Source organism: Phytopseudomonas argentinensis (assembly GCF_900113905.1).
GTDB lineage: Bacteria > Pseudomonadota > Gammaproteobacteria > Pseudomonadales > Pseudomonadaceae > Aquipseudomonas > Aquipseudomonas argentinensis.
This window is the reverse complement of record NZ_FORC01000002.1, coordinates 544,772-562,830: the sequence shown is the minus strand read 5'-3', so window position 1 is coordinate 562,830 and position 18,059 is coordinate 544,772. Positions and strand designations below refer to the sequence as shown.

14 protein-coding genes and 1 tRNA gene are annotated in these 18,059 nt (G+C 65.4%); 6 read left to right on the top strand and 9 right to left on the bottom strand.

The genetic code is table 11. The annotated features are described in order from the left end of the window. Positions 1 to 38: 38 nt before the first annotated feature. The 8 genes from BM154_RS11120 to BM154_RS11085 form a co-directional block, all read right to left on the bottom strand. A complete protein-coding gene (locus BM154_RS11120; RefSeq protein WP_074883306.1) occupies positions 39 to 1,097 on the bottom strand; it encodes a FecCD family ABC transporter permease in 1,059 nt (352 codons plus the stop codon). Next, positions 1,094 to 2,107: a FecCD family ABC transporter permease gene (locus tag BM154_RS11115; RefSeq protein ID WP_074883303.1), complete on the bottom strand. Its 1,014-nt coding sequence runs from the start codon at positions 2,105 to 2,107 to the stop codon at positions 1,094 to 1,096. The genes BM154_RS11120 and BM154_RS11115 overlap by 4 nt, the downstream gene beginning before the upstream one ends. Then, positions 2,104 to 3,027, bottom strand: coding sequence for an ABC transporter substrate-binding protein (locus BM154_RS11110; RefSeq protein ID WP_139225440.1), 924 nt, complete (start codon positions 3,025 to 3,027; stop codon positions 2,104 to 2,106). The genes BM154_RS11115 and BM154_RS11110 overlap by 4 nt, the downstream gene beginning before the upstream one ends. Before the next feature lie 121 nt (positions 3,028 to 3,148). Next, positions 3,149 to 4,105: an alpha/beta hydrolase gene (locus tag BM154_RS11105; protein WP_074883299.1), complete on the bottom strand. Its 957-nt coding sequence runs from the start codon at positions 4,103 to 4,105 to the stop codon at positions 3,149 to 3,151. Further along, complete coding sequence (locus BM154_RS11100) at positions 4,102 to 5,607, bottom strand: class I SAM-dependent methyltransferase (RefSeq protein ID WP_074883295.1); 1,506 nt, start codon at positions 5,605 to 5,607, stop codon at positions 4,102 to 4,104. The genes BM154_RS11105 and BM154_RS11100 overlap by 4 nt, the downstream gene beginning before the upstream one ends. A gap of 65 nt (positions 5,608 to 5,672) precedes the next feature. Continuing rightward, positions 5,673 to 7,958 carry a TonB-dependent siderophore receptor gene (locus BM154_RS11095; protein ID WP_074883292.1) on the bottom strand — a complete coding sequence of 762 codons (2,286 nt, stop codon included), beginning with the start codon at positions 7,956 to 7,958 and terminating at the stop codon, positions 5,673 to 5,675. A gap of 147 nt (positions 7,959 to 8,105) precedes the next feature. Then, positions 8,106 to 9,461, bottom strand: coding sequence for a sensor histidine kinase (locus BM154_RS11090; RefSeq protein ID WP_074883289.1), 1,356 nt, complete (start codon positions 9,459 to 9,461; stop codon positions 8,106 to 8,108). A gap of 1 nt (position 9,462) precedes the next feature. Continuing rightward, the gene (locus tag BM154_RS11085) at positions 9,463 to 10,170 is read right to left on the bottom strand and encodes a response regulator transcription factor (protein ID WP_074883286.1); all 708 of its coding nucleotides are present in this window, start codon (positions 10,168 to 10,170) and stop codon (positions 9,463 to 9,465) included. A gap of 134 nt (positions 10,171 to 10,304) precedes the next feature. Between BM154_RS11085 and BM154_RS11080 the strand changes: the two genes are divergently transcribed. From BM154_RS11080 to BM154_RS11065, 4 genes are all read left to right on the top strand, one after another. After that, complete coding sequence (locus tag BM154_RS11080; protein ID WP_074883283.1) at positions 10,305 to 13,058, top strand: ATP-binding protein; 2,754 nt, start codon at positions 10,305 to 10,307, stop codon at positions 13,056 to 13,058. A gap of 16 nt (positions 13,059 to 13,074) precedes the next feature. Continuing rightward, the gene (locus BM154_RS11075; RefSeq protein WP_074883280.1) at positions 13,075 to 13,677 is read left to right on the top strand and encodes a biliverdin-producing heme oxygenase; all 603 of its coding nucleotides are present in this window, start codon (positions 13,075 to 13,077) and stop codon (positions 13,675 to 13,677) included. 94 nt (positions 13,678 to 13,771) lie between these two features. Next, positions 13,772 to 14,209 (top strand): hypothetical protein, encoded by a 438-nt coding sequence (locus tag BM154_RS11070; RefSeq protein WP_074883277.1) that lies wholly within the window; start codon positions 13,772 to 13,774, stop codon positions 14,207 to 14,209. After that, the gene (locus BM154_RS11065) at positions 14,209 to 14,610 is read left to right on the top strand and encodes an META domain-containing protein (RefSeq protein ID WP_074883274.1); all 402 of its coding nucleotides are present in this window, start codon (positions 14,209 to 14,211) and stop codon (positions 14,608 to 14,610) included. Before BM154_RS11070 ends, BM154_RS11065 begins: the two co-directional genes overlap by 1 nt. Positions 14,611 to 14,654: 44 nt before the next feature. On the opposite strand, the gene dinB is transcribed toward BM154_RS11065, so the two are convergent. Beyond that, positions 14,655 to 15,731: a DNA polymerase IV gene (gene dinB / locus BM154_RS11060; RefSeq protein WP_074883271.1), complete on the bottom strand. Its 1,077-nt coding sequence runs from the start codon at positions 15,729 to 15,731 to the stop codon at positions 14,655 to 14,657. Positions 15,732 to 16,140: 409 nt separating this feature from the next. Here dinB and BM154_RS11055 point away from each other — a divergent pair, with 409 nt between their 5' ends. Both BM154_RS11055 and BM154_RS11050 read left to right on the top strand, forming a co-directional pair. Further along, positions 16,141 to 17,766 carry a methyl-accepting chemotaxis protein gene (locus BM154_RS11055; protein ID WP_074883269.1) on the top strand — a complete coding sequence of 542 codons (1,626 nt, stop codon included), beginning with the start codon at positions 16,141 to 16,143 and terminating at the stop codon, positions 17,764 to 17,766. Positions 17,767 to 17,978: 212 nt separating this feature from the next. Further along, positions 17,979 to 18,055, top strand: a tRNA-Met gene (locus BM154_RS11050). Positions 18,056 to 18,059: the final 4 nt, after the last annotated feature.

Genomic DNA, 18,059 nt, shown 5'->3' with positions numbered 1-18,059 from the left:
GGGTTCAGCTCCACAGCGGCCACGATTGGTACGGCCTTTCATGTCAGTTTGCGCGACGGCTGGCGCAACAGGATCCACAGCAGATAGGGCCCGCCCACCACGGCGGTGATCACCCCGACGGGAATTTCGATGGGCGCCAGCCAGGTGCGCCCCACCCAGTCGGCCACGGTCATCAACAGCGCACCGGCCAGCGCCGAACAGAGCACCGGCACGCCGCGGTGGCCACTCAGGTAGCGGGCCATCTCCGGCGCCGCGAGTGCCACCAGCCCAACCGGGCCGGCCACGGCGACCGCCAGCGCGGTGAGCAGCACCGTGGTGATCAGCGTCAGCAGGCGCATGGCCCTCAGGCGTACGCCCAGGCCCACTGCCACGCTGTCGGAAAAGCGCATCAGTTCCAGGCGCTGGGCCAGGTACTTGACCAGCGGCAGGCACAACAGCAGGCCGATAGCCAACAGCCACACGGCCTGGGCGGGCCGCGCATTGAGGCTGCCGACCGTCCAGGGATAGGCGACATTGGCGGCGTCGATATCGGCGCGCGCCAGCATCAGGTTGGTCAGCGCGCCGAACACCGCGCCCACGGCAATACCCACCACGATGAAGCGATAGCCCCGCGCCCCGGCCCCAGCACTCAAACCGAAGGCCAGTACCGCGGCCGTGGTGGCGCCGGTAAGCGCCAGGGCGGAAGGCGCCAGGGTGGTCGGCACGGCGACGATGGACGCCACCGCAAAGGCCGTGGCGCCGTCATCGATGCCGATCACCCCTGGGGTGGCCAGGCGGTTGCGCGCCAAGGTTTGCAACAGGCAGCCACCGATGCCGAATGCCGCGCCGGTGAGCAGGCCGGCGACCAGGCGCTGCAGGCGCAGCTCCTGTACCAGAAATACGTGCATCGGCTCGCCCTGACCAAAGGCAGCAGCAAGGGCCTTCCACGGCGACAGACCGGCGGCGCCGGAGGCCAGGCTGACAGCGCTGGTGATCACGATGGCCAGGGCAAGGCCCAACGCGGCGAACACGCCGCGGCGGTTGAGCAGTACGCGCAGCGAGCCGAGGGCCAGCAACCAGTAGCCACTGGGCGCCTTGACTGAAGACGATGCCTTCATAAGGTCGGCAACCGGTGGCTGCGCACCACTGCGATCAGCACCGGCGCGCCGATCAGCGCGGTCACCACGCCGATCGGCAGTTCGTAGGGGCTGACCAGCAGGCGCGAGAGGATGTCGGCGAACAGCACGATGATCGGCCCGAGCAGCAGCGACAGACCGATGGTGCGGCGGATGTCCGGCCCCACCAGGCGGCGCGCCACGAAGGGCACCACCAGGCCGACGAAGGCCATGGGCCCGGCAGCTGCCGTCGCGGTGCCGACCAGCACGGCGACGCCGAGCAAGGCGCCCAGACGGGTCAGGCCGGGATGATGGCCAAGCCCGGTGGCCATCTTCTCGCCGAGCGCCAGGGCCGCCAGCGGACGAATCAACGGCGTCAGCAGCAGTAAGCCCAGGAGCAGCCCTGGGGCGCTCCAGGTCAGCACGTCCTGGGGGCGACCGGCCAGGGCGCCGATGATCCAGAAGCGGATTTCGTCGGAGCTGCGCTGGTCGTGCAGCAGGATCAGCGTGCTGATCGCGGTGAGGATGCCCGAGAACGCGGCACCGGCCAGCACCAGACGCACAGGGTCGTCGCCGACGCCGCGTACCTGGGTGACCAGCAAGACCAGCAAACAGCCGACCATGGCGCCGCCGACGGCCACACCGAGGTTCAGGGTGGCCGCACTGGCGCCCAGGCTGATCGCCAGCACCACGGCGAACGAGGCACCTGCGCTGACACCCAGCAGACCGGGCTCGGCCAGCGGGTTGCGAGTGGCCGACTGCAGCACCACGCCCGCCGCGCCCAGCGCCACGCCGACCAGCACGCCGAGCAGGGTGCGCGGCAGGCGCAGCTCGACCAGCACGAAACGCGCTTCGTCGTCCGTGGCGCCAACCAGCGCCGACAGGCTGCGCAGGATGCCCACCTCCCCTGCGCCGATCAGCAGGCTAGCGATGCACAGCAACGCCAGCGCGGCGCTCACCCACAGCAGCGCACTGGCCAGGGGCAGACGAGCCTGTTTTGCAGCCTTGCTCATTGCGAGGTGACGGCCTTCTCCACGTCATCGAGAATCACCTGGGCGGCGAGCGGCCCGGCACCGCTGCTCCAGATCTGCCCGTCGACGCTCTGCACACGGCCACTGCTGACCGCCTTCAGGCGCGCGAACGCCGGCTGCTGGCGGGCCTGCTCCAGCGCCTTGTCGCCGTCGGCGTTGAGGGTGGCGAGAAACAACCAGTCGCCGTCGATACGCGACAGGTTCTCCAGGCTCAGGGCATCGCTATGGGGTTTCTTGGTCAGCTCGGCGGCCATGGCCGTTCCCGCAAAGCCTAGCTGGCCCAGCAGCTGACCGACGAACAGGTGCTGGGACATCACGCCCGGCCCTTGCGGGCTCCAGCGCACCACGGAGGCCACCTGGCCTGGCTCGATCTTGCCCTTGAGGCCTTCAATACGTGCATCGACCGCCGCGATGGCGGCCTCGGCTTCCTGCTGCTTGCCAAGCGCCTGGCCATAGAACTCGACGTTGTGGCGCCAGTCGTCAAAGGAATTGCCCTTTGGCACCAGGGTCGGCGCGATCAGGCTGAGTTTCTGGTACTGGTCCCTGGTCAGCTCCGGCGCGGCCAGGATCAGATCCGGCTGCAGGGCGAATACCGATTCCAGGTTGGTTTCCCGCGCGGTGCCGACGATCCTGATATCGCCCGCCTTGTCCTTCAGGTACGCCGACACGTCGCTGCCGCCGCGGGTGGCGACGCTGCCCAGGGGCTTGACGCCAACCGCCAGGGCCACGTCCAGCGCGTTCTCGCTCAGGGTCACCACACGCTGCGGCGTGCCCGCCAGCTTGACCTCGCCATAAGCGGTATCCAGGCTGCGCGACTCGGCCAGGGCACCGCCCAGGGGCAGCAGTGCGAACAGGCCGGAGAGCGCCAGCAGGCGGGAGCATCGAGACAGGCGAGCGATCATCAACATATCCTTTCTTCAACGGTAATACGTGCCACGGCCTCCGACGACCGTGGCGCGGCAACGGCAATACTGCCGCACAAATGCGCAAGATTGTCATTTACATATGTAAATCCCTGGTAACTCAATGCGGTACCCACCGGGCAATGCCGCCGTCATCCCCGGCGCTCAGGCGGAGCGCCGGGCCCAGCGAGGCCGGCAACATCGGCCCGTGGCTCAGATCGGGATAACGTCGATAACGAACCGGGCCGTGCCCGCTAACTGCCAGCTGTTCGGCCAACTGCTCGGCGGCATTGGCCGGTAGTGCTGCGACGGCTTCACGGCGGGCACGCACCTGCGGGTCCGCGTCGTTGCCAGCTGGCGGGCGTTCGCGCACCGCACCACCGGTAAGCAGCGTCAGGTCGAAGGGTCGCGGGTTGGCGGTGAAAGCCTGGGCCTCCTGGAGGATGAACCCGCCCTGCCACCACAACGACGGATCGGCGGCGATATAGCGCTGGAAGCTTGCCGGCCGGGTGAACAGCGCGTGCAGGGTCAGAAGACCGCCGTAGGAATGCCCCCACAGGCTCTGACGCTGCCGGTCGATGGGCGCCTGGGCCTGCACCAGGGGCTTGATGCGCTGTTCGATCAGGTCGAGAAACACATCCGCCCCGCCGCCACGCCGCTGCCGGGCGATGTCATCGATCACCGGCTCGCCGCCTGGCAGCGGCGGCGTGTAGTCATAGGCGCGCGCCGTCGCATCGAAGCGCAGGTCGGTGGCGTAGCCGATAAACACCAGCACCGGCGGCCCGCGCCTGGCGAGATCGGCCAGTTGCGCGTCCTGCAAAGCGCCCAGGGCAGCGTTGCCATCGAGCAGGTACAGCACCGGATAACCTGCCCGGGGCGCGGGCTGCTCGGGAATGGCGATCCAGACACGGTAGTGGCGCTGGCCGTCGACCGAGGCGAGTTCCTGTCGGCTGAAACGGTAATGCGGCGAACCGCGATCGGCCAGGGTCGGGCCCAGTGGCTGGGACAGATCAGGCTTGGCCACGGCGGCCCCGCTGAGGGTCAGCAGCACGAGGAGAGTGCTCAGCCACCGGTTCATGAGCCGACCACCCCAAGCCGCTGCCAGATCGGCAAGGTGTCACGCTCGAAGCGTTCCAACTGGGCCTGCAGCGAGTCGGCCGGCTCGTCCAGCGGTTGCCAGCCGACCTTGCGCAGCAAGGCATCCACGGTCTGGCCCAGCGGCGCGCCACGCAGCGTCGGATGGTCGAGCAGCACGCGGGCGGCGGCCATCTCGACGAAACTCGCTGCCACCCCCGATCCCAGGCTCGGTGCCGCCAGATGGGAATAGCGGGCGCCTGCCAGTACACGCTCGCAGATCACCCGGTTGAAGGCCTGACAAGCGGCCACATTGACCTGCCCGGGCAGTAGCGGGTGTACATGACCTGCCGCGGCCAACGCCTGCAGCGCCGGGCTGATGCTGCCGGCCTGCCCGGCCAGCGCCGGCAGCCGCAACAGGCTGGGAAAACTCTGCGGCCGCTGCGCCAGTGCCTGCAGGATCGGCGAAAACAGGCTTTCGGCCCCTTCGACCGCGCCAATGCGCGTATCGAACGTCACGCAGCCCTGGGTCGGCGCACCTGGCAACGCGGCCACCACCTGATCGCACAGCGCCGCCTTGTGGGCATACTCATCCAGTTCCCGCGTATCGCGCTGGTAGAGATCCCGGCGCTGGGTCTGGTTACGGGCAAGATCCTTGAACGTCTCCCGCAGCGCACTGCCCTGCAGGCCAGCCAGCTGCTCGGTCACGTTGGTAGGCAGGGACAGATCGTCGATGTTGTCCATCAGGCTGGCGCTGCCCATGTAGCAAGTGCCACAGGCTTCGAATGCGGCCATCACATCGGCGACCGGCAAGGTGTGCCAGTGCTCGTTGAGCAACTCATGGGCAAGGTAGTGAGGGTCGTCCTGCAGGCAGCGCTGCACATAGGTCGCCACTTGGCGGTCATGGGCGAACAGCCCTGCCCCACTTGCGGCCAGGCGCTGCAGCGCCCGCAGCGCCTCGACCACACGCTGGGCCGAATTGCCTGACAGGGTCTGCGCGTACTGCTGGACGAAACGCCGCGGCGCCGCGAAGAAGTCCAGCCCCGGCTGGGCCATGTAGCCGACGAAGACGATGCCGCCGGGCTTGAGCTGGCGCTCGACGAACTGCCGCAGGCGCTGCTGATCCGTCGTCGATACCCAGGAGTAGATGCCGTGCAGGATGATGAAGTCGTAACGCGGCGGCGCCTCGGCCTGCTCGAGCACGCCCTGGAAGCTGTCCTCGGCGAATTCCACGTTGGTTACACCGGCCGCTTGTGCCAGCGCCCTGGCGTGGGCGATGTGCGCAGCGTTGAAATCCACGCCGACGAAGTGGCCCTGGGGGTTGGCGACGGCTTGCAGCAGCGTGGCGAAGCCCTGACCGCAGCCCAGTTCGCAGGATACGTAGGGCTGGCGCAGATCCGGGCTCGGGCGCCCCAGCGCGCGCGCGGCGAAGCTCAGCCAGATCGGCGTGGTCTCAAGCTGGAAGAAGTGCGGGTAGGCAACGTCGGTGATGTAATCGGCAGCCATCGGGTCAGTCCGTTTCCATGCAAAACCACCACCCTGGTCGAGGGCGGTGGCCTGGATGCAGCTCGTCAGAATGAAGCCGTTGCCGATACATAGAACGCCCGGCCAGGCTCGTTGTAGGTGTTGGCGCCTTCGCCACCGGCGATGCTTTCACGGCGGATCTGCTTGTCGAACAGGTTGTTGACGCCGGCGCCGAAGCGCCAGTTATCGTTCAGTTGGTAATCGGCGCTGAGGCCTACCAGGGTGTACGGGTCTCTGGCTCGTAATGCATCACCCGAGGCGGCGCTGCCCTGGCTGGTCAGGCGCCGAGGCTCCTGCTTGCCGTAGTGGGTGACGACCAGCGACAGATCGAGGGCTTCGGTCACGCCCCAGTCGAGCATCGAGTTGACGGTGTACTTGGGAATCACCGACAGCGGCTCCCCGGTGCTCTTGTTCTTGTTCTGGATCATGTAGGTGAAGTTGTTGCTCCAGCTCAGCGTCTCGCCCTGATTGCCAAGCAGCGGAATGCTCAGATTGCCCTCCCAACCGGAGACGATGGCCTTGGGTGCATTGACCCACTGATAGACCTCGGCGTAGTTGCCGGCGCCCGGAAGCACCTGGATGGGAGCGGAGCCATCGCCCATCCCGGCCACGACCTTGTTCTTGTAGTCGTTGTGGAAATAGGTCAGCCCGGCGACCCAGCCCGCGTCATCGAAGGCGATGCCCAGTTCCTTGTTGATACTGGTTTCGGCCTCCAGATTGGCGTTGCCGAGGATGTAGCAGCCGCCACCACCACCCGAACCATCCGGGCAACCATTGCCCTTGGTGAAGTAGATGTAGTTGGGGTTGGACTGATACAGGTTCGGCGCCTTGAACGCCTTGGCAACGCCGCCCTTGAGGGTGAGGGTATCGGTCAGCTTGTAGGCGCTGTTGAGGCTGGGGCTCCAGTTGTTGCCGAAGATGCTGTTGTCGTCAAAACGCAGGCCCGGGGTCAGCGTCCAGTCGGCTGTCAGCTCGATGTTGTCCTCGATGTAGAGTGCGTAGTTGTCGGCATCCGACTTGCCACTGCGCGCGCCCTGGGCGAACCCAGGCAGGCTGATGCCGCCGAACGAGGCAGCCTGGCCATTGGAGTACGGGTCGTCGAGCTCTTCACGCAGGTACTCACCGCCAACGGTCAGCGTCTGGTGCAAACCCAGTTCCAGTGGCAGGTTGAGCTCACCATGCAGGCGGTAATTGTCCAGTTCGGACGTCGACTTGGTCTGTCCGCTGATGCCGGTTTCCGGCCCGCCGGCGAGTGCTTCGGCCATCCGCCGGTTGCGGGTGTTCTCGTAGGAGATACCGACCTGGGAGGTACCGATGTCCCAGTCGCCACGATGGGTGATCGCCGCGGTCTGGCGGTACATGGTATTGGTCTCACGGCCCAGCAGCGTATTGGTGTTGGCCACCGTACTGGGGTGATCCTGGGCACGTTCGCCGGCGTAGATGTTGCCCTGGCGACTGAAGCCGGTCTCGAATTCGAGGCTCTGCTGCGCGGTGACGTCCCAGCGCAACAGCGTGTTGATGTCCTTGTTGCGTACCCCTTCGCGCCCGGCCGGCGCGGGGTTGGCGCCCACTGCGTAACCCTCGTTGAGTGCCGCGTCGTCGGCTTCGGTCTTGTTCAGGTTGCCGTACACGCGAAACGACAGGTTGTCGGTCAGCGGCCCGGCCGTGTTGAAGCTCAAGCGCCGGGTCGCGCCTTCATCGCTGTTTTCCGGCACATTGGTGTAAGCGGTGACCGAGCCGGAGACCGTCTTGCCGGGGGCCTTGGTGATGATGTTCACCACCCCGCCTGCTGCCCCCGAACCATAGCGGGCAGCAGCCGGGCCGCGCAGCACCTCGATGCGCTCGACCGCCTCGGCCGGCACCCAGTTGCTGTCGCCGCGGCCATTGCGCTCCCCGGAGCGGCCCATGCGCACCGCGTTGCGCGAGGCGACGGGCCGGCCATCGATCAGGATCAGGGTGTTTTCCGGGCCCATGCCGCGCAGGTCGATCTGCCGGCTGTTGCCAAACTGCCCGCTGGCGCTGTTGCCGGTCAGGTTGACGCCCGGCATGCGCCGGATGATCTCCGACAGGTCGTTGGCCGGCGGGTGACGCTGGATATCGTCGGCAGTGATGATCGACACCCCCGAGGCCTGCTTGAGCTCCTGCTCGGCGGTACCGATGATCCGAGTTTCGCCGATTTCCAGTGCCTGGCCACCCTGTTCGACCTGCAGGCCGTCGCTGACGGCCGCCTCATCGAGGGTGATTTCGCTGGTTTGTGCAGTGACTGCCGTCGGCGCACCCAACGCCACCATGATGGCCGTGGCCAGCAGACTCGGTTTGTACTTTGGATTCATCGACGTCCCCATACCGCATGATTGTCAGGCCCAGGCGGGCGAAAACGGCGGTAGTGGATCTTCTGAAGGCGCTTCCTAGAGCCTTCCCGCCGTGATAACGGCGCAAATGATAGTTAATATCATATGAGAGTAAACGTCATTTACAGTCTATACATTTTGCTCCGCGACTTCGCCGGCGGGTAGCAACAGGTGCATCTGCAGCCCGCTGCCTGGCGGGCTTTGTGCCCATAGCCGGCCGCCCTGCAGGGCGATGGCGCTGCGCGCGATACTCAGGCCGAGGCCGAAGCCGCCGTCCCCGGGGCGGGCGCTGTCGAGCCGTGCGAAGGGTTCGAAAATGGTTTCCAGGTAGCGCTCATCGATACCGGGGCCTTCATCGACCAGGCATAGGTGCCAGCAATCATCTTCCCGCACGCCGCTCAGGCGCACCCGCCCTTGCGGCGGTGAGTGGCGAATGGCGTTGCGCAGCAGATTTTCCAGGGCCTGGGCCAGGCTGGTCAGGTTCGCGTACACCGTGCAGTGTTCATCGAGTTCGAACAGCAGGCGCTCGCTGGACCAGCCGGCTTCGAAGCAGGCGTCCTCGACCAGCATGTCCCAGAGTTGCAGCACAAGGATCGGCTCGCGGGCGAACTGCGGGCGTTCGGAATCCAGCCACGCCAGCTCCAGGGAATTCTCCACCAGGGTCTGCATGATGGTGATTTCCCGGTCGAGCCGCTGGCGCAGCACCTGCGGGTCGCTCTCGCCATCGCTGGCCACACGCAGGCGGCTCAGCGGCGTGCGCAGTTCGTGGGACAGGTCGCGCAGCAGGCGCCGCTGGTACACCACCGTGCCCTGCAGGCGCTCGGCCATGTGATCGAAGGCGCGCCCCAGCTCGCCCAGCTCGTCCTGGCGGACCGCCACCTGCGGACCGACCCGGGCGCGCAGGTCGCCGGCACTCAGGCTGTTGGCCTGGCGGCGCAGAATCACCAGCGGCGCGATCAGCCAGCGGTACAACAGCGTACCCAGCAGAATCGCCAGGCAGGCCGGCAGCACGCTGCGCAGAAAGAACTCCCACAGGGGGCGGTCGGTGCGTGGGTCCAGGCGCGCCGGCAGCTCCATCACCAGGCGCCCGCTGCCATCACTGAAGGGCACATAGAAAACCGGCCGACCGCCGGGCCGACCGACCTTCTGATCGAGCCGCCGCACGAAGCTCAGGCGCAGCGCCTCCTCCTCGCTAAGCGGGCAGCTGGACAACGACTGGTGGTGCTCGTCCACCGCCACGATCCAGACCTGTTCGCGCTGGTAGAAGTCGCGCAGAAAAGCGTCCAGGCCGACTCGGCCTCGCTCACGCCAGGCACCTTCCGCCTCGCGGGCGAACGTCGTCAGCTCCTGACGACTGCTGGCGGAGAGCGTGGACATCGAGTCGTACACCCGCTGCTCCAGGTCCAGGTGCATGCTGACGGTCAGCAGGCAGAACAGCGCCAAGCCGACGATCAGTTTCCAGAACAGCGAATGCCATCCCGGCACCTCAGGATTCCCGGGCCGTCAGCACGTAACCCTTGCCCCACACCGACTCCAGACGCTTGCCGCTGTAGCCGATACTCTTGAGCTTGCGCCGTACGTTGCTGACGTGCATGTCCAGGCTGCGGTCGTGTTGGGAATAACCACGGTGCAGCACATGCTGGTAAAGGAAAGCCTTGCTGAGCACTTCTTCGGCGTGCCGGGAAAAGGTTTCCAGCAGCCGGTACTCGGTCGAGGTGAGCATCGCCCACTGGCCATCGTGGCAGACGTCACAGCGCTCTTCATCAAAGCTCAGGGCATCGGCCTGCAACGGCGGCTGTCCGCGCCGCTCGTAGGCGACCCGACGCAGGATGGCCTCGATACGCACGCTGAGTTCGCCCAGGCTGAACGGCTTGGGCAGGTAGTCGTCGGCCCCCTTGCTGAAACCGGCGATGCGATCCTGCTCGGCGCCAAGGGCAGACATCAGGATCACCGGCACATGGCGCTGCTTGCGCAGGCGTTGCAGCACGTCCAGGCCGTTGCTGCCGGGCAGCAGGATGTCCATCAGGATCAGATCGAAGTGCTGCTCGCGGGCCAGGCGCAGGCCTTCGCAGCCATCGTGGCTGAGGGTCACCTCGAAGCCGTGGCCTTGCAGGTGCGCCTGCAGGTGCGAGGCCAGGGACGGATCGTCTTCGACCGCGAGAATCCGGGTGGGGCTGCTGGATGAAGGGGTCATGACAAAGTGGCTCTGCAAAGCAAATGCGAGCGATTCTACCTATTGCCCGGACGCCCGTAACCCGCCTTACGACGGGCAAGCGTCGCCCGGCCGGAATCGCTACACTGCCTGGCATCGTCGAAAGGGGGCATTGCGTGTTCAAGGATATCGGCATCAAGGGCCGGGTACTGATGCTTACCCTGCTGCCCACCAGCCTGCTGGCACTGGTGCTGGGCGGCTACTTCATCTGGATGCAGCTCTCCGGGCTGCAGGCGCAACTGCTGCAACGCGGCCACATGATCGCCGAACAACTGGCGCCCCTGGCCGCCCCCGCCCTGCTGCATGGCGACCAGGCGCTGCTCCAGCGCATCGCCACCGAGGCGCTGGAGCAGCCGGACGTGCGCGCGGTGAGCTTCCTGGCCACCCACAGCGACCGCCTGGCCCACGCCGGCCCGAGCATGCTCAACGAGCGCCCGGTGATCGACAGCGACACCGTGGATATCGCCGAACACAGCAGCCAGGACGCGACGCGTTTCCTGCTGCCGGTGATGGCCCAGCACCTGACCCTCAGTGGCGAGGAAAGGGCCAGCACCGAAGCCGAGCCGATCGGCTGGGTGGAGCTGGAACTGTCGCACCACAACACCCTGCTCAGCGGCTACCGCAGCCTGCTCACCAGCCTGCTGCTGGTGGTCACCGGGCTGATCATCACCGGCCTGCTGGCCCTGCGCATGAGCCGCAGCATCAACGACCCACTGCTGCGTATCAAGCATGGCGTCGCCCTGCTCAAGGACGGCCAGCTGGAAACCCGCCTTCCGCCCCTGGGCAGCCACGAACTGGACGAGCTGGCGTCGGGCATCAACCGCATGGCCGAGTCGCTGCAGGCCGCCCAGGAGGAAATGCAGCACAGCATCGACCAGGTCACCGAGGACCTGCGCCAGAACATGGAAAACATCGAGATCCAGAACATCGAGCTGGATTTCGCCCGCAAGGAAGCCCTGGAAGCCAGCCGCATCAAGTCCGAGTTCCTGGCCAACATGAGCCACGAGATTCGCACCCCGCTCAACGGCATCCTCGGCTTCACCAACCTGCTGCAGAAAAGCGAGCTGAGCCCGCGCCAGCAGGATTATCTGAGCACCATCGAGAAATCCGCCGACAGCCTGCTGAGCATCATCAACGAGGTGCTCGACTTCTCGAAGATCGAAGCCGGCAAGCTGGTGCTGGAAAACATCCCCTTCAACCTGCGCGACCTGCTGCAGGATACCCTGACCATCCTCGCGCCGACCGCCCACGAGAAGAAGCTCGAACTGCTCTCGCTGGTCTATCGCGACACCCCGGTGTGGCTGTCGGGCGACCCGCTGCGCCTCAAACAGGTGCTGACCAACCTGGTCAGCAATGCCATCAAGTTCACCCGCGAAGGCAGCATCGTCATCCGCGCCATGCTCGAGGAAGAAAGCAACGACCGCGCGCAGCTGCGCATCAGTGTGCGCGACACCGGCATCGGCCTGGCCGAAGAGGATTTGCGCACCCTGTTTCAGGCCTTCAGCCAGGCCGACAACTCGATGACCCGCCAGGCCGGCGGCACCGGCCTGGGCCTGGTGATCTCCAAGCGCCTGATCGAGCAGATGGGCGGCGAGATCGGCGTGGACAGCACGCCGGGCGAAGGCTCCGAGTTCTGGGTCAGCCTCAACCTGCCCAAGGCCCGCAGCGAAGTCGACGAGCAGCCGCGCGCCCTGGCCGGCCGCCGGGTGGCGATCCTCGAAGCCCACGAGCTGGCCCGCCAGGCGCTGCAGCATCAACTGGAGGATTGTGGCCTGCAGGTCGGTGTGTTCAGCGAGCTTGACGGCCTGCACGACGCGATCGCCTCGGCGGCCGGCAGCGCACAACCCTTCAGTTGCGCCGTGCTGGGCGTCACCAGCGATACGCTGCCGCCCAACGTACTGGACAAGTACGTCTGGAATCTCGAGCGCCTGGGTTGCAAGAGCCTGGTGCTCTGTCCCACCACCGAGCAAACGCTCTACCAGGACAGCGTGCCCGACTGGCACAGCCAGCTACAGGCCAAACCGGCTTGTACCCGACGCCTGCAGCGCGCCCTCATCGAACTGCTGGTGCCACGGCAGGTACGCCAGGCGGTGCGCCATAACCTGGCACGCTCACCGGCCATTCTCTGTGTCGATGACAACGCCGCCAACCTGCTGCTGGTGCAGACCCTGCTCGATGACATGGGCGCCAAGGTCACGGTCGCCAGCAGCGGCTTCGATGCCCTGGCGATCACTCAGGAACAGGACTTCGACCTGGTGTTCATGGACGTGCAGATGCCCGGCATGGATGGTCGCCAGACCACCGAGGCGATCCGCCAGTGGGAACACGACAACGCCCGCACGCCGATGCCCATCGTCGCCCTGACTGCCCACGCTCTGGCCAACGAGAAACGCACGTTGCTGCAAAGCGGCATGGACGACTACCTGACCAAACCGATCAGCGAGCGCCAGTTGGCCCAGGTGGTGCTCAAGTGGACTGGCCTGACCCTGGCAGGCAACCCCCAGGAGCCGCCACCCGAAGCCGCCGCCGCGCCTGCCACGGCGGTGCTCGACAAGGAAGAAGGCCTGCGCCTGGCCGCCGGCAAGGCCGACCTGGCCGCCGACATGCTCAACATGCTGCTGGCCGGGCTGCCGGGCGACCTGCAGGCAATCCGCCAGGCACGCGCCGACGGCGATCGCAACGCGCTGATCGAGCGCATCCACCGCCTGCACGGTGCCACCCGCTATTGCGGCGTGCCGCAACTGCGCGCCGCCTGCCAGCACAGCGAAACCCAGCTCAAGCAGGATCAGCCGATCCGCAGCAGCGGCCTCGACGAGCTCGAACAGGCGATCGAACGCCTGCAGGAGGACGCGTACGATGCGCCCGTCTGATCAAGAGGCCCCAGCAATGCGCGCGGTAACGATGCCGGTGACGTCGCCCGGGCAACTGCCGCTGAGCAAGCAGCTGAAGGCCGGCACCCGCCGTGATCACGACAGTGTCGATACGCTGGTCATGCAGTCTCGGCCTTTCGACAGCCTCGAGCGTTACGGCTGCTTCCTGCGCCTGCAGCACCGTTTTCATGGTTCGATCGGCGCCCTGTACGACGACACCGAACTCAATCGCCTGCTGCCGGGCCTGAGCGAGCTGCCACGCTTCGACGCGGTGTGCGCCGACATCACCGATCTGGGCCTGCCGCTGCCACCCACGCCCTCTGCCATTGCCCCGACCAGTATCTATGCCGCGCTGGGCTGGCTGTATTGCAGCGAGGGCTCCAACCTGGGTGCCGCGTTTCTGTTCAAGCACACCCGGCAGATCGGCATGAGCGCTGAAAAAGGTGCCCGCCACCTGGCCGCCCACCCGGATGGCCGAGGCCTGCACTGGCATCAGTTCGTTGCCCTGCTCGATGGCCTGGCGCTGAGCGAAAGCCAGTGTGAAGAAGCCGTCAGCGGCGCGGTGGCGGCATTCGATTGCTACCGGGAAGCCCTGCGGGACGTCTTTCCTGCCACCTGATGCCTCACCGCGACGCCTGGGCCAGGCCCTGGCGTCGCCACCCCGCCCGCCGGTGTCGCGGCCTGCTAGAATGCCCTCCTCACCCGGAGGACCCATGGCCGAACACGATTTTCGCTACAACCTGCTCAACCCCGAACACACCCTGATCGAGTGCCGCGCCCTGGCTCCAGGCCGTTACCAGGTCACCGGCAATGGTGGCTCGATCAAGGGCAGCGACACCCTGGTCGTCAGCCTCAAGGGCAGCCGCGACCTGAGCATGCGCCTGCAGGTCGACAAGGTTCGCCACCTGATCAACCCGCCTGGCCAGTGGGTCGCCGTTGCCCATGGGCCGGCCTTCAGCGAGCTGTCGATCTTCAACTGGCAAGTCACCTGCGACAGCTGTGGCAAGCAACTGGACTTCGAATTCGCGGTCGATACTGCACTGGGCAAGAAAGCCCAGGCGCCCGCCGCCGACGCCCGGCTTGTCGAGCTGGGCTGGCGTAAACAGCAGGACAACCACCTTTGCCCTGCGTGCCTGAACAAGGAGGCCTGATGAAACCGCTTCTCGCCCTGGGCCTGCTCGCCGCAGCCCTGGCTGGCTGTGCTGGCAAACCCCTGCAACTGGAAACCGAGCGCACCTACAGCGTGGAATGGATCGGCGAACGCCCGCTGATCGACAACAGTCACTTGACCATCATCCTCGGCGAAGATGGCCGTGCCTACGGCAACGCCGGCTGCAACCACTGGTTCGCCAGCTATCAGCGAGATGGCGACAAGCTGACCTTCAGTGACGCCGGCAGCACCCGCAAAATGTGCGCGCCGGCGTTGATGGAGCAGGAAAACCGTTTTCTGCAGAGCCTGACGACCATCGAGCGCTGGGATATCTCGCCGATCGACCAGTTGCGCCTGTGGCCGGCCAGCGGCAAGCCGATCCGCCTGTGGCCTGACCAGTAGCCAGACGCGCGGCAGGTGGGCGCGGGCCCGCCTGGCGGTGCTCTCTACTGCCCGAGGTTGGTGAACAGATCCAGCTGTTCATGCTTGCCGCGCAAATCCTGCAGGCGCACGCCAACGCCCAGCAGACGTACCGGCCGATTGCCACGCGCATGGGCATTGGTCAGCAGCACCCGGTAGCTTTCCAAGTCTGGCGCGGCACCCGCCTGCTCCAGGGTGGTCTGGGTGAAGTCGTGGAACTTGACCTTGACGAACGGCTTGCCCACCCGATAGCTGCTGTCCAGGCGCGTCATGCGCCGCTCCAGCTCTTCCAGCAAGGCCGGCAGTTGCGCCAGACATGCCGGCAGGTCCGGCAGATCCTGATCGTAGGTGTTCTCCACGCTCATCGACTGGCGGCGGCTGTCGGTCTGCACCACCCGCTCGTCGATGCCATGAGCCAGGTTCCACAGACGCTCACCAAAGCTGCCGAACTCACGCACCAGGCGCAGCTTGTTCCACTCGCGCAGGTCACGGCAAGTGCGTACGCCCAGGCGGCTTAGCTTGTCCGCGGTGACCTTGCCCACCCCATGGAGCTTGTTGACCGGCAGTTCGGCCACGAAGCTGTCGACCTGATCCGGGGTGATCACGAAGATGCCGTTGGGCTTGCGCCAGTCGCTGGCGATCTTGGCGAGGAACTTGTTAGGTGCCACGCCGGCGGACACGGTGATGTGCAGGTCGCTGGACACGCGCCGGCGGATGTCCTGGGCTATACGCGTGGCGCTACCGCCGAACTGCTCGCAGTTAGAGACATCGAGAAAGGCCTCGTCCAGGGACAATGGCTCGATCTGGTCGGTGTAGTCGCGAAAGATCGCGTGAATGTCCCGGGACACCGCGCGGTACACATCAAAGCGTGGTTTGACGATCAGCAGATCCGGGCACAGCTTCAGCGCATGCCCCGAGGCCATCGCCGAACGTACACCATAGGCTCGCGCTTCGTAGTTGCAGGTGGCGATCACCCCGCGCCGATCAGCCGAGCCGCCCACGGCCATCGGCTTGTCGGCCAGGGCCGGGTTGTCGCGCATTTCGACCGAGGCATAGAAGGCATCGCAGTCGACGTGGATGATCTTTCTCTGCCGCCTATCCATGCAAATTATCGAGTGTTCCCAGATTAAAGGGGTTTAGCGCCAGCGCATCAGAACAACTGCGGCATGTCGGCGCTCGCCGGGGCATCGCAATACGGTGTTTCATGCGCCCGCAAAACTGCCAGCGCATTGTAAAGACTCAACACCTGCTGCTGCAGTCCTTACAGCGCCAGTGATCTGCCGCATGCCTGCCATTGTCTTCCGCGAATGCGCATCCGCCCAGCAATTCCTGATGGAAGAGCTACACCTGAATACATCAGACGGCGCTTTTTTACCGCCCTATGACCGGCCATCCGAAAGTTCCCCTTGCAGCAGAAAAATCGGCGACCTCGCGGCGGATGTGGACTGAAGCCACGTCTGCCACGGCCGATAACCCAGGTAACGGCGTTCCATCCAGCGAAAGGCGATCATCATGCTTCTACGACGCATAAATGTGGCTCCACGAGCAGCATTGTTTTTCTCATTAATCGTGTTGATCGTCGTGCTGCTGGGCGCAGTGGCGATCATCCAGATGAAAACCCTGCGCGAAGTCGAACAGGACGTGGAAACCAACTGGATGGCCAGCGTACGCCTGGCAGGCCTGATGAACGCCGGCGTACTGCGGCTGCGACTGGAAAGCCTGCGGGGCACCACCTCGGAAGACCCACAAATTCGCCAGCAAACCCTCGATGGTTTCGCGGGGTACCGGACGGCATTCTTCGAGGCGGTCAATAACTACGAGAAGCTGGTGTCAAGCGAAGACGAGCGCAAGCTCTACGGGGATATCCGTACCAGCGCCCAGGCTTACGCACGGCTTCTGGATCAGTTCGAACCCATGATGCGCAGCGGTGACAATGCTGCGGCCGTGGCATTGATCAACACTACGATCAGGCCGGCGACCAATGCCATGCAGGAACAGATTAGCGCCCTGCGCGATTACAACGACCGTGGTGCCGAAGCGGCGGGTATTCGCGCCAGCCAAGCCTATTCCACCGGACTGACCCTGGTCGGCACCCTGATCGCTATCGCCATCGGTGCCACTATTCTGCTGGCCTACCTGTTGACCCGCAGTATTACCGTACCGATCAGCGAAGCGGTGCAGATTGCCCAGCGGATCGCCAAGAAGGATTTGACGGAAAAAATCGTATTGGTCGGCAACGATGAAGCGGCTGCCATGTTGAGCGCCCTTCAGCAGATGCAGGAAAACCTGCGCCAGACCATCGGCCACATCGCCGACAGCTCCAATCAACTGGCCTCTGCCTCGGAGGAAATGGCCTCGGTAACCGAGGAATCCAGCCGTGGCCTGGTCCGCCAGAATGACGAGGTCAACCAGGCGGCGACGGCGGTAACCGAAATGAGCGCCGCCGTTGATGAGGTCGCCCGTAACGCCGCCGAAGCAGCTGACGCCTCACAGCGCACCCACGCACTCACCAGCGCCGGCATCGACAACGTGGCTCGCACGCTCAAGGCTATCCAGGACCTGACCCAGAACGTGGGCAACACCAGTGGCCAGGTGCAGCAGCTGTCATCGCGCGCCCAGGAAATCAGCAAGGTGGTCGAGGTGATTCGCGCCATCGCCGAACAAACCAACCTGCTGGCCCTCAATGCCGCCATCGAAGCGGCTCGCGCTGGCGAACAAGGCCGTGGCTTCGCTGTGGTGGCCGATGAGGTACGCGCACTGGCGCATCGCACCCAGCAGTCCACCCAGGAAATCGAGCAGATGATCGGCGGCATACAGAACGACTCCGTGCAGGCCGTCCGGGCCATGGAGCATAGCCAGCAGATGGCCAGCGACTCCACATCGGTCGCGCAGAATGCCAACAGCTCGCTGCAGCAGATTTCCGAGGCCATCACCCTGATCAACGAGCGCAACATCCTCATCGCCACCGCAGCGGAAGAACAAGCCCAGGTGGCCCGAGAGATCGATCGCAATATCACCAGCATCCGGGATCTGTCGGCGCAAAGCGCCGAGGGCGCCAGCCAGACTGCCCTGGCAAGCGGTGAGGTTTCGAAGCTCGCGGTTGGCCTCAACCGTGTGGTGGGAGAGTTCGTGATTTGATCGTTCGGCGGCGCTGTTGGCACCGAGCGATCGGGGCCGAGCCGCGCCGTTTGATCGGCCGAGAAGGACAACCTAACAACACGCCGGCGCCCCCGCAGGACGCGTGCTTGAGCCCTGGGAACCGCTGCTCTCATACGCTAAGCATTTGAACGGAAAACAGATTTTTCCCTGATAAGCGTTGACAGCCGGCCTCAGATGAATAGAATGGCGGCCGCGGGATGGAGCAGTCTGGTAGCTCGTCGGGCTCATAACCCGAAGGTCGTCGGTTCAAATCCGGCTCCCGCAACCAGATA